The organism is Microbacterium sp. CIAB417 (assembly GCF_022788845.1).
Genome location: NZ_JAHZUT010000007.1, coordinates 48,568 through 60,013 on the forward strand (window position 1 = coordinate 48,568; position 11,446 = coordinate 60,013).

The 11,446-nt window shown below is 67.2% G+C and carries 10 protein-coding genes and 1 tRNA gene; 8 read left to right on the plus strand and 3 right to left on the minus strand.

All coding sequences use genetic code 11. The features are described from left to right. Window positions 1–242: 242 nt before the first annotated feature. Both KYX17_RS25285 and KYX17_RS25290 read right to left on the minus strand, forming a co-directional pair. Entirely contained in the window at window positions 243–986 is a 744-nt protein-coding gene (locus tag KYX17_RS25285) for a creatininase family protein (RefSeq protein WP_243231013.1), read from the minus strand. A 4-nt stretch (window positions 987–990) separates the two neighbouring features. Beyond that, window positions 991–1,941, minus strand: a complete 951-nt coding sequence (locus KYX17_RS25290) for an L-lactate dehydrogenase (RefSeq protein ID WP_243231015.1) — start codon at window positions 1,939–1,941, stop codon at window positions 991–993. 199 nt (window positions 1,942–2,140) lie between these two features. On the opposite strand from KYX17_RS25290, the gene KYX17_RS25295 reads away from it, so the two are divergent. From KYX17_RS25295 to KYX17_RS25310, 4 genes are all read left to right on the plus strand, one after another. Beyond that, window positions 2,141–2,995, plus strand: coding sequence for an LLM class F420-dependent oxidoreductase (locus tag KYX17_RS25295; protein ID WP_243231018.1), 855 nt, complete (start codon window positions 2,141–2,143; stop codon window positions 2,993–2,995). A 275-nt stretch (window positions 2,996–3,270) separates the two neighbouring features. Beyond that, a tRNA-Ser gene (locus KYX17_RS25300) sits at window positions 3,271–3,361 on the plus strand. 69 nt (window positions 3,362–3,430) lie between these two features. After that, a complete protein-coding gene (locus KYX17_RS32465; protein ID WP_374208991.1) occupies window positions 3,431–3,649 on the plus strand; it encodes a hypothetical protein in 219 nt (72 codons plus the stop codon). A gap of 170 nt (window positions 3,650–3,819) precedes the next feature. Continuing rightward, window positions 3,820–4,203, plus strand: coding sequence for a nuclear transport factor 2 family protein (locus KYX17_RS25310; protein WP_243231019.1), 384 nt, complete (start codon window positions 3,820–3,822; stop codon window positions 4,201–4,203). On the opposite strand, the gene KYX17_RS25315 is transcribed toward KYX17_RS25310, so the two are convergent. Continuing rightward, window positions 4,175–7,129 carry an AAA family ATPase gene (locus KYX17_RS25315; protein WP_308220951.1) on the minus strand — a complete coding sequence of 985 codons (2,955 nt, stop codon included), beginning with the start codon at window positions 7,127–7,129 and terminating at the stop codon, window positions 4,175–4,177. The genes KYX17_RS25310 and KYX17_RS25315 overlap by 29 nt on opposite strands. 134 nt (window positions 7,130–7,263) lie before the next feature. On the opposite strand from KYX17_RS25315, the gene KYX17_RS25320 reads away from it, so the two are divergent. The 4 genes from KYX17_RS25320 (at window position 7,264) to KYX17_RS25335 (ending at window position 11,421) form a co-directional block, all read left to right on the plus strand. Then, window positions 7,264–8,424, plus strand: coding sequence for a helix-turn-helix domain-containing protein (locus KYX17_RS25320; protein WP_243231021.1), 1,161 nt, complete (start codon window positions 7,264–7,266; stop codon window positions 8,422–8,424). Then, on the plus strand, window positions 8,424–9,266 hold the full coding sequence (locus tag KYX17_RS25325) for an alpha/beta fold hydrolase (protein WP_243231022.1): 843 nt from the start codon (window positions 8,424–8,426) through the stop codon (window positions 9,264–9,266). The genes KYX17_RS25320 and KYX17_RS25325 overlap by 1 nt, the downstream gene beginning before the upstream one ends. A gap of 105 nt (window positions 9,267–9,371) precedes the next feature. After that, a complete protein-coding gene (locus KYX17_RS25330; RefSeq protein WP_243231023.1) occupies window positions 9,372–10,088 on the plus strand; it encodes an alpha/beta fold hydrolase in 717 nt (238 codons plus the stop codon). 121 nt (window positions 10,089–10,209) lie between these two features. After that, on the plus strand, window positions 10,210–11,421 hold the full coding sequence (locus tag KYX17_RS25335; RefSeq protein ID WP_243231024.1) for a cupin domain-containing protein: 1,212 nt from the start codon (window positions 10,210–10,212) through the stop codon (window positions 11,419–11,421). The last annotated feature ends 25 nt before the right edge of the window (window positions 11,422–11,446 follow it).

Below are 11,446 nucleotides of genomic sequence, written 5' to 3' on the forward strand. Positions count from 1 at the left end.
TAAGTGAGACACGGATGCGAGGCGGTGGCGTGTGGGGCGGTGTGTGTCTCAGTTGTGTACGCTGAACCGCCCCGCAGCGTGCACAAGTGAGACACGGACATGACGGGCCGCCCTCGGTGTCTCAAACGTGCACGCTCACGGGCTCGGGAGCGTGCATAAGTGAGACACGGATGCGGGAGGGGGAGCGGACAGCGGAAGCTTCGGCGCCGAGCCCGAGGGAAGCCCGGGTCCTGGTTACTACCTCAGGCGGGGTCGAGGGCGGCGAGCACCTGACGGACGATGCGCTCGCTCTCCGCGGCCACGTGCGCGAGGATCCGCTCGCCCTTCTGCGCGGTCGCGGGGCGCGGGTCGCCGAACACCCCGGTCGGTGACAGGGGCGCGAGCGGCATCTGACGCAGCCCGAAGTCCGCGGGCAGCTTCGGGTAGGCGGCGGAGTACCGCTCGGCATGCACGAGGGCAGGGGCGACAGCCAGCACCATCGACGTCTCGAGCTCATCGGCGTGGCAGAGGCCCGGCGCCGCCCAGGGCGACTCCTTCACGGCGTCCCCGATCTCCACCAGTCCGGGGTAGTCGAGCACGACCACCGGCATCCGCTGTCCGGTCGCGGCGGCGCGCTCGGCCGCCCGCTGCAGCGGCAGGCGGTTGCCGAAGTCGCCGTTGACCACCACGAGCAGCGCGTAGCCGGCGCGATCAAGGGATGCGGCGATGTCCGCGCACAGGGCAGTGACCGTGTCGGCGCTGATCGAGACGGTGCCCGGCAGTGCGTCGTTGCTCCACGTGTTGCCGTAGGCCACGGACGGCAGGAGCGCCGCATCCAGCGCGCCGGCGAGGCGGCGGGCGACCGCATCCGCCTGCAGCGTGTCGGTCGACAGTGGCAGATGCGGACCGTGCTGCTCGAGCGCGCCGAAGGGGAGCACCGCGATGCGCGTTCCGGATGCGAGGAAGTCGCGGACCTCGGTCCAGGTGGCGTTCGCCAGCTCGATCATGCGATCAGCGCAGGGATGCGGCGACCTCGCGCAGCGCGTCGGCCGAGCGTCGGAGCAGCCCCAGCTCGTTCGGGCTAAACGCCGTCTCGGGGATCGGCACCGCGCCCGACGCGCTCACGATCGAGGGCACGGAGAGGGCGACGCCGTCGATGCCGTGGTAGCCGTGCAGCACGGTCGACACCGGCATGACCGCGTGCTCGTCCTGCAGGATCGCCTCCACGATGCGGGCGCTCGACAGGCCGATCGCGTAGTTGGTCGCGCCCTTGCCCTGGATCACCTTGTAGGCGGCGTCACGCACGTCGACCGCGATCTCGTCGAGCTCGTCGACCGTCACACGGTCGTGCGTCGGCGTCTGCCAGTCGAGGATCGGCACGGTACCGATGGATGCGCTGGACCACAGCGGGAACTCGGTGTCGCCGTGCTCGCCGATGATGTAGGCGTGCACGCTCGAGGGCGAGACGCCGGCGCGCTGCGCGAGCTTCCAGCGCAGACGCGAGGTGTCGAGCACGGTGCCGGAGGCGAAGATGCGCTCGACGGGCAGGCCCGTGGCCTCCTGGGCGAGCACGGTGAGCACGTCGCACGGGTTCGTCACGATGACGTAGATCGCGTTGGGCGCGACCTCGAGCAGCTGCGGCATCATCGACTTGATGATGTTGGCGTTCGTGCCGGCGAGCTCGATGCGCGTCTGACCCGGACGCTGCTTGGCGCCGGCGGTGATGACGACGACGTGTGAGCCCTCGACGACCGAGAGGTCACTGCCGCCGATGATGTCGCTCGTGCCGGTGAACTGCGTGCCGTGCGCGAGATCGAGCACCTCGGCCTCGGCCTTCTCCGTCGCGATGTCGTAGAGGGCGACGTGGCGTGCGGAGCCGCGGATGAGGGCGGCGTACGCGACGCTGGAGCCGACGCTGCCAGCGCCGACGACGGTGAGCTTAGAGTTCTCGATGGCAGACATGTCCCCAGTCTGGCAGGCGCCGGGGGTGCCGCGCGCGGTTATGTTCGCCCGGAGAATACCCGGCGCGTCGAGGTGGCGGCTGTGACGCGTTGCGATCATGTTCCGATGAGTTCACCCGCATCCGCCCCCGGGGTGCTGCCGCGGTCGTACCCTGATCGGCGGAGGGCGGATGCGGCATCCGTCCGGACGGGACGGGCCCATGGAATTCGGCATCCACATCGCGGACTTCACCTGGAAGAGCGGTCCCGCCCAGCTCGGCCCCGCGCTCGCCGCCCACGTGCGCAACGCAGAGGCAGCCGGCATCCAGCGCATCACCGTGATGGACCACTTCTGGCAGCTGCCGGGCATCGGTCCGGTCGAGCACGAGATGCTCGAGGCGTACGCCACGCTCGGCTTCATCGCCGCTCACACCGAGAAGGCGCTGCTGCACACCCTCGTCACGGGTGTGATCTACCGGCATCCGTCGCTGCTCGCCAAGCAGATCACCACGCTGAACGTGCTCTCCGGCGGCCGGGTCGGGCTCGGCATCGGCGCCGCGTGGAACGAGGAGGAGTGCAAGGGACTCGGCATCGCGTTCCCGCCCGTCGCGCAGCGTTTCCGTGAGCTCGAGGAGACGATCCAGATCTGCCTGCAGATGTGGTCGGACTCCGAAGAGCCCTACGAGGGAGCGATCTGGCAGCTAGAGCGCACCCTGAACTCGCCGCAGAACGTGACCAAGCCGTATCTGATGATCGGCGGCGGGGGAGAGAAGAAGACCCTCAAGCTCGTCGCGCAGTATGCCGATGCCTGCAACCTGTCGGCCATGGCGGAGGTGCCGACCCACAAGCTTGACGTGCTGCGCGCGCATTGTGACACCGTCGGCCGCGACTACGACGAGATCGAGAAGACCGCGATGATCGCGATCAACCCGACCTCGACGTCGGACGAGGTCGCGACCCGCGTCGATGCGCTGTCGGATGCGGGCTTCGCGGCGACCTATGTCTTCGCCGCCGGGATCGACGAGCCCGCCCGTGCGGTCGAGCTGATCGCGGGAGTCGCTGCCCTCGCGCGCTGAACGCGGCTATCGCGCGGGTTGCGCCCCCCCTGCCATCCGTGTCTCACTTGTGCACGCGAGGGACTCGATGAGCGTGCACAAGTGAGACACGTGGAGATGGGGGTGCTGCTCCGGGAGCGTTCGGGCGGTGATGGTCGGCGGGCCACCGCATGCGTGTCTCGGTTATTCACGCTGGCGGTGCCTGTCGCGTGCATAAGTGAGACACGCAGGATGGGTGACAGGTGCTGGCCGGGGCGGATTGGCGGCTCGGCCCGGCGTGACGTAAGCTGGTCGGCGGTGACGTGTCCGAGCGGCCGAAGGTGCAACTCTCGAAAAGTTGTGTAGGGTAACCCCCTACCGTGGGTTCAAATCCCACCGTCACCGCCAGCTGAGAAGCCCCGCGATCCCTTGTGTTTACAGGGATCGCGGGGCTTCTTCCTTGTCTTGGGGCGGCTCGTGAGCAAAAAACGAGAAAAACCGTTCGAGACGGCTTCATCCGATGGATGGGCCTCCGGGGTGCGCTGGGAGCTGCGGCGGCAGCTGTTTGCCCCGGCTTGGTTCCGACTCCTGCCACCGGATGACGGCGGCGTGGCGAGCTGCGTCGACGGCGTGCGCGACGCCGTCGAGATCGTCGTCGAACAGGTCCGCGTAGGTGTCGAGTGTTTCCGCCGCTGACGCATGCCCGAGCATGCGTGAACGACATGGATCATCGCCGAATGAGGACTCATCGAATGACGAGCCCGACCGGGAACGTACGCGGAGTGTTGATGCGGGTTCCGACCGTCGTCCAAGGCGCTGAGCCTCATCCCTCCGTAGCTTCGCATCTAGCACGTCAGGAGGACGCGATGGATGACACCCGCAAGGTGGCCCTGGCCGGCATTGAGCTGCTCGAACGCGAGTTGATCGTGCGCGACTTCGTCACGATCCTCAATGAGGGCGAGACGCACGAGTTGCTGCCGTTTCTCGCTGAGAACGTGAAGTACAAGCCCTCACCGCGTCAGGAGGTGTCGGGGCGAAACGCTGTCACGGAGATGATCCGCAGCATCCGCGACACGTTCGAGGAATGGCAGACATCGCTCATCACGGTCGCCGTCTCGGGAGAGCGAGTCCTGGCGGAGCAAGTCCTGCGGATGCGGTTGCCTGCGCGCGATGCAGCGGACATTTACGGCTTCGCGAGCTTCCGTCTCGACGGATTCCGTATCAGCGAGTGGCACCAGGTCCACTCTTAAGTCTCAGGGGGGCGTCCGCGTACTGCTGGACCAGCCCCTTGCGCGTGTTGACGCCGAGCTTCGAGTAGATGTGACGGATGTGTGACACGACGGTGTGCGAGGAGACGAAGAGAGCGTCCGCGATCTGTTGAGTAGTGGCCCCGTCCACGAGCTTCTCCAGCACCTGGGTCTCACGCGCCGACAACAACTCGGACCGTTCATTCTGCGCGAACCTGCGCTGGACGCCGCGGGAGCGGAGGCCTTGAAGCACGCGACTGGCATCTCGTGTCGCGCCGGCAGCCTCGTAGATACTCAGCGCCTCCTCGAGGTGCGCGACGGCGTCGCCATCGTCGATGATGGCCGACATCTCCCGGACTCGTGCACGCACCAGCGGGCGGTCGACCTGGTGAAGCGCTGCGCGCGCCGCGGCGAGCAGCGACGGATCGTGTCGGAGGCGTCCGAGAACGGCATCCCGAACAGCGGCCGGGAGCAACTCCGTCGGGTTCATCGCCGCGCGGCGTGTGACGACCTCCTCGAGGAGGGTCAGGCCGGCCGTGTCGTCAGCGGCGAGCAGGATCTCCATAAGGACGAGGTCGTCGGCGAAATCCACCGGTGTCGTCATCGGGGGAATGGGGTCGGCGAGAGATGATCGCGCGAGGGCGCTCAGCTCGAACGCGTCCGCCGTGCGTCCCTCATCCATCGCGATGTAGGCGAGCGTCCAGCGTCCGGCTCGGGTGACGCCCGCGCCGTCGGCCAGCCGTCTGATCACGGGTGCGATGGATGCCGCCAGCGCGCGGTCTCCGGTGTGGACGGCGATCTTGGCCAGCACGATCCCGGCAGTTGCTTGCGCGAAGTCCTCCAGTCCGAGCTCCTCCGCGAGGATCAACACGGCCTCTGCTTGCAGGCGTGCGTCGTCCAGACGGCCGAGGTCGAACAGGGCGCGGCTTCGCACCATCTGCCAGTACGCCTCGACGGGCGCGTTGCGGGAAGACGACGCTTCTGAGCGCCCCGCATCCGTCAGCGCGAGTGCCGCCTCTGGGTGTCCCATCGAGTTGCGGAGGAAAGCGAGCCACAGTCCTTCCGGTGCCCACAGGTTCGGGCGCAGTCCGGCGCGTTCGATGTTGGATAGCGCTTGTTCGATGAGGGCGAGGGCGGAGGTCCAACGGCCGTTGTTGAACTCGAACACGGACTCCGTCGCATCGATGGTCGCCAGTGCAAGGAAGTCGACGTCCGGGTCCGCGACCTCTCGCGCCATCGCTAGCGTGTCGCGTAGTTCGACCGGGTCGGCTTTGTTGGCGGCGTTCAAGGCGCGCACCGCGAGAAGCTCCGTGCGCGTGGAGCGGGTGATGCCGGGGATCGTGAGGGCGGAGTCGACCGTTCGGATGGCCGTCTCGAACGAGGACGCCGTCTGCTGACGCGCGAGTGAGAGCAGCGTCTGTGCCCTTTCCTCGTGTCGCAGGTACGGAGTCAGTACCTCGATGCTCCGCTCTGCCTGTTCGGCGAAGCCACCAGCCCACAGCAGAGGCACAAGCTCCGCGGCGGGCGCCGCGAATCGCGGAACGTCGCGGGCGAGACGCACCGCCTCCGTTGCGAGGCGGGCGGCCTCTGCCGCATCCAGTGCTGCCAGTGATAGGGCTGCGTCGTGGAGGAGCGTGAAGGATTGTTCGTCGCCGGGCTCGGCCGCGTCGATGAGCGTAGAAGCGATGGCGCCGACGGGGTCACCTGCAGCCAGGCGGACCCGGACAACTTCGCGGGCGAGTCCCCGCTTGAGCGAGGGGGTCAGCGTCGCCTCCGCTCCTTCACGGAGAGTGTCGTGCACGAACTCGAGGTGGTCGCCCACGTCTGCGAGCACTTCGCTTTGCACTAGCTCCTCGACCACGTCTGCCGAGTCTCTGGTGGTCATCCCGAGGACGTCGAGAACGTCGACGAGGCGGAATCGTCGACCGATGAGACTCGCGATTTGCAGGAACCTCAGCGCCGTGTCGGTCAGGTGGGTGAGCCGTTCGCGTGAGGATGCGCCGAATCGACTCGGGACGTGGTCTCCGGATGACTCGATTGCCGCCCCATGCTGCACGAGCAGATCCTCATCGCGCAAGCCCCGCATCATTTCGACGATGAGCAAGGGGATGCGAGATGTGCGTTCGAGACTGTTCTCGAGCATCGGGCCGGGCGGTGAACCGAGAAGGTCGCTTGCAACCGCAACTGCTGCTTCGTGACTCAGCGGTCCCAAATCGATGACGCTATGGTGTGCCTCGGCGAGGCGAATCAGTCGGAGGTGCGCCGCGGAGGGCGCCCCGGTTCTCGTCGCGAACAACCATGCGATCTGCTCGCCTTCCAGCCCCTGAACGAGCGATGCGAGAACCGCCGCAGATGCCGCATCGAGCCACTGAAGGTCGTCGACGACGATGAGCATCGGCTCATCCATCGCGGACCTCTGAATGGCTTCCGAGAACGCGCGGGTGAACCAGTAGGGCGCTTCGCTGCTGCCCAGCGTCCGCTCCAGCTCGGCGACGTCGACGCCGAACTGTTCCCCCGCTACGGCGTCGAGAAGAGCAGCGAGAGGAACACTGCGCGATGCCACGTCGGGGGCGACCACCAGGGTCCGCCACTGGTGGCGCTGCGCCTGTTCGAGAGCTGACGCGAGCATCGTTGTCTTGCCCATGCCGGCGCTCGCGCGCAGCAACGTCACACCAGAGCCGTCGGAGATCACCGAGTCGATGGCTGTAGTGAGCTGCAGCATCTCCTGCTCGCGTCCCCGAAGTGGGCTGCGCGGAGCGTCCCCGCCGCGTCCCGCAAGACGCGAACGGTCGGGCACTCTCCCTCGTCTGCTGCGCGTACTCACATCACTATTTTCCGCATACGTCAACCCATCCGCAGGGCACGAACATGGTCCTAGCTGTACCACCCAGCGGCGTCCGAGCCACGGATCGATGCGGAATCTACCCACTCGTGTAGGAAACAGGGGAGGCTTGCGTGAGTTGCGGGTGATGTGCAGTCGAAGGCGTCTGCGTAGGTTCTGGCAATGCGGGGGAGCGCGTCTACGGGTCGCTCCACGATCAGCCGCCGTGCGAAGGACGTGCCATGAACTTGCAGGATGTCGTGGATGAGCTGGCGGAGCGTATCGGCCGGTCAGTTGTGATCAACGATCTGCGGTTCACGCCTCTCGCCGCCAGTGCGCAGGGGGACGAGATCGATGAGGTTCGTGCGCGTGCCTTGCTGCAACGGGTGACGCCGCCTCGGGAGCGTGCTCACCTGGAGTCGCTCCGGATCACTCAGGCGCGACGCCCGATGGCCGTCGATCTGAAGGAGTTCGGGGCGCGCGAACGGCTCGCCATTCCGATCTGGGAGGCTGATCAGCCGCTCGCCATCCTGTGGCTCATCACGGGTGGGCTGCCGCCGTTGACTGAGGGTGATTTCCGCGCCATCGATGCGGCCGTCGATGTCGCGCGTCCGTTGATCGCGAGCGCTGACCAGCCCGCAGGAGCAACGGACCGGGACTCGGTGTTCAAGGCTCTCCTCGCGTCCGATCCGTTGACGCGTCGAGATGCGCTGTCCAAGGCTGCGCGGATCTACGGCGTGCGTCGAGGCAACGAGACGCTGATCTGCGCGGTCGCGGTCGGATACGACACGGGGGTCGTTCAGCGTGCTGCGCTCGGACGAGCGTTGGAGAACAGCCATCGACGACGTCTCCGGTTCCTCGGGGAGCAGGGCTCCGCACTGATGTTCCTCGTCGAGGCTGGTGCGGGAGACGGCGACTGGACGTTCATCGCGGAGGAAGCGCGGCGAGCTGGTGTGCTGCTGCGTGCCGTGGGAACCGCGGGTTTCGGACATGACGAGGACGATGCGGCTCCGGCCGCAGAGCGCGCAGCGGCTGCCGCGACCGTAGCGGAGATCCTCCCCGAGCTGGAGGGTATCGCCGAGGCCGAAGCGATTGCTCCGTGGCTGATGATCGCGGATATCGCCGCCGACCCCACCCGCCTCGCGCGTTACTCCCCGGCTGCCCATGCGCTCGCGGTGGACATTGACCCGATGCGGCGCGAGACGGTGGAGACCTACCTGGACAACGCGGGCCACGTGAGGGCCGTCTGCGACAAACTCCACATCCACCGAACGACGCTGTACTACCGGCTCGACAACATGCCGCAGATCGTGAAGGACGCGCTGGATGACGGGCTTCGGCGAAGTGCCCTTCACATCGGACTGAAGCTCAACCACTTCTGGCAGAGCGCCGGACGAATCTGATGCCCGTCGAACGCGGCACCCTCCACACCAACGACGGCGTATCCCTCGCGTACCTTGACACGGGCGGTGCCGGAGTCCCCCTCGTGCTTCTGCACGGATGGGGCCAGACCAGTGCGATGTTCGGCCCCTTGATCGAGCGGATGCGCCCGGGGCGCCGCATCGTCACGTTCGACATGCGAGGCCACGGCGTCTCCGACAAGCCCACTCGGGGGTACCGCATCGCCCGACTAGCCGCCGACCTGCGCGACGTCCTCGCCGCACGGGGTGTGACGCGCGCCGACCTGCTCGGATGGTCGATGGGCGCCTCCGTCCTCTGGTCCTACTCGGAGCTGTTCGGCACAGGCAGCATCCGGAAGCTCGTTCTCGTGGACCAGCCCGCAGCGGTCGTCGCCGTTCCGTGGATGACAGAACCCGAGCAGCAAGAGGCTGGCAGCATCCTCCCCGTCGACGGACTCGTCGCCCTCGCCGACGGCATCCACAACGATGAGACCGGCGCCGTCCTGCGCGGATTCGTCCGCAGCATGTTCTCCGGGCCCGTCGACGACGATCTGTGGCAATTCGTCGCCGAGGAGATCGCGCGGACTCCTCGACACGCGGCGGTGCCCCTGCTGTTCGATCACGGTGCGCAGGACTGGCGAGATGTGCTGCCGCGCATCGACGTACCGGCCCTGGTCATCGGCTGCGACGGGAGCCACGTCGCCCCCGACTCTCAGCGCCACGTCGCTGCGCTCCTGCCGAACGGGCACGTGCACGTGTTCACTCGCGACGTCGCGAGCTCGCACTTCCCCTTCCTGCAGAACCCTGACGCGTTCAGCAAGGTCGTGGCCGGCTTCTTGGACTGAGGCATTCGACATCCGCTTGAAGAAGAGACGACAGGCTGTCGGAGGGGTGCAGCCGGACCTGTCCGTAGCGTCAAGGGAACGCGCAAGCGAAGAAACGAGGCGGTAATGAGCAACACACCGACAGTCGTTCTCCTCCATGGAGCATTCACCGACGGGGCGAGCTGGTCTCCGGTGGTCTTGTACCTGCAGGGAGCGGGCGTGACGGTCCGCGTTCCCGCGCTGACGAACCGGAGTCTCGCCGAGGATGCCGCCTACGTGCGCGCGTTCGTCGAACGGATTCCCGGTGATGTGCTGCTGGTGGGTCACTCGTACGGCGCGGCCGTCGCGGGCGTCGCCGGCGGAGCGCGCAATGTACGCGGCATCATGTTCGTCTCCGGCTACGCACTGGATGAGGGCGAGTCCCTGAGCGATGTCCACGCGCGGTTCCCCGACGCCGAAGCCGTCCCGTTCTTCGAACGCGTGACCTACGTCGATGTCGCCGGCAGCGACCGGGAGGAGATCTCCGTCGCGGCGGACGAGTTCCCGTTCGTTACCGCGCTCGGTGTGCCCGCCGACGAGGCGGGCGTTCTCGCTGTCATCCAGCGGCCGCTGACGACCGCGGCGCTGACGGAGCCGGCGCCCAGTGCAGCGTGGCGTACGACGCCTACGTGGGGCATCGTGTCGGCCTCCGACCGCACCCTGAACCCGGATGCTGTCCGGTGGACGCTGGCGCGGGCGAACGTGCGGTGGGTGGTCGAACTGCCGGGCCCACACCTTCTCATGCACACGCACCCGGCGGAGATCGCGCGTGCGATCCAGGATGCGGCCGCTGAGATCGGCTGAATCCTCGCCGGTGACGATGGCATCCGTCGTCGAGGCGGAGTTCGTCACCGGGAGACAGGCGTTCCGCGCGGAGCACGACAACCTGACAGCAACGTCATGACGAGTATCGAAGGAGGAGAAGATGAGCGCATCTGATGGCGTAGCACCGCATCACGAGGAGCCGACGTTCGGTAATCCGGACCTCCCGCCCGAGGGTGAGGTGAACACGCTCGACCGTCCGCAGAGCACGGTGATGACGGGACCGCAGAACGCGGAGCTCGCGGCGCAGTTCCCGAACCAGATCGACGCGCCGGCCACCGACATCTCGACGCAGCCGTTCTTCTGGTCCTCGTTCAACATCTCTCCTCGTCGGGTGCAGCGCGGTGGCTGGGCGCGGGAGGTGACGAGCAAGGACTTCCACATCTCCGACGAGATCGCCGGGGTCAACATGTACCTGGAGCCCGGCGGCATCCGCGAGCTGCACTGGCACCAGACCGCCGAATGGGCCGTCATGACGCGAGGTAAGGCGCGCGTCACGACCCTGAGCCGATCCGGGCTTCCTGCCGTCGAAGACGTGGAGGAAGGCGATCTGTGGTTCTTCCCTGCCGGCACGCCTCACTCGCTGCAGGGACTCGGGCCCGACGGAGCGGAGTTCGTGCTCGCGTTCGACGACGGTGAGCAGTCCGAGTCGAACACGCTGCTGCTCACCGACTGGTTCGCGCACACTCCGCCGGAGGTGCTCGCGAAGAACTTCGGTGTCGCGCAGCACGTGTTCTCCGACATCCCCCTGCACAACCTGTGGATCTTCCCCGGCGACGAGCCGCCCGCACTCGATGTCGATCAGGAGGCGGCCGGCGTCGAGTGGGGCATGGAGCCGGTCATCTTCCGCCTGTCGCGTTCCACGCCGCGGTACCAGAACTCGGGCGGCAGCATCCAGATCGCCGACTCGACCAACTACGCCTACTCGAACACCGTCGCGGCCGCGCTCGTCACCGTCGAACCCGGCTCGATGCGCGAACTGCACTGGCACCCCAACGCCGACGAGTGGCAGTACTACCTGCGCGGGTCGGCGCGCATGACGGTGTTCAACACCGGTCCGCACGCGAACACCACCGACTTCCGTCCCGGCGACGTCGGCGTGGTCAAGAAGAACCTCGGCCACTACATCGAGAACACGGGCGACGACGTGCTGCAGTTCCTCGAGGTGTTCCGTACCGACCGATACGAGGAGATCAGTCTCGCGAACTGGCTGGCGCACGTGCCGCCCCAGCTGGTGTCTGCGCACCTCAACATCGACCCCGCCGTGCTCGCCACCTTCCCGCGTGCAGCGCAGGGCATCACGCCCCTGCGCTGAACCTCGCCATCGACCCCGGGTGGTC

Bases quoted from the DNA above. Each gene is read 5' to 3' on its own strand.
- KYX17_RS25285 (WP_243231013.1), bottom strand. From the start codon at position 986: ATGATCGAGCTGGCGAACGCCACCTGGACCGAGGTCCGCGACTTCCTC.
- KYX17_RS25290 (WP_243231015.1), bottom strand. From the start codon at position 1,941: ATGTCTGCCATCGAGAACTCTAAGCTCACCGTCGTCGGCGCTGGCAGC.
- KYX17_RS25295 (WP_243231018.1), top strand. From the start codon at position 2,141: ATGGAATTCGGCATCCACATCGCGGACTTCACCTGGAAGAGCGGTCCC.
- KYX17_RS25310 (WP_243231019.1), top strand. From the start codon at position 3,820: ATGGATGACACCCGCAAGGTGGCCCTGGCCGGCATTGAGCTGCTCGAA.
- KYX17_RS25320 (WP_243231021.1), top strand. From the start codon at position 7,264: ATGAACTTGCAGGATGTCGTGGATGAGCTGGCGGAGCGTATCGGCCGG.
- KYX17_RS25325 (WP_243231022.1), top strand. From the start codon at position 8,424: ATGCCCGTCGAACGCGGCACCCTCCACACCAACGACGGCGTATCCCTC.
- KYX17_RS25330 (WP_243231023.1), top strand. From the start codon at position 9,372: ATGAGCAACACACCGACAGTCGTTCTCCTCCATGGAGCATTCACCGAC.
- KYX17_RS25335 (WP_243231024.1), top strand. From the start codon at position 10,210: ATGAGCGCATCTGATGGCGTAGCACCGCATCACGAGGAGCCGACGTTC.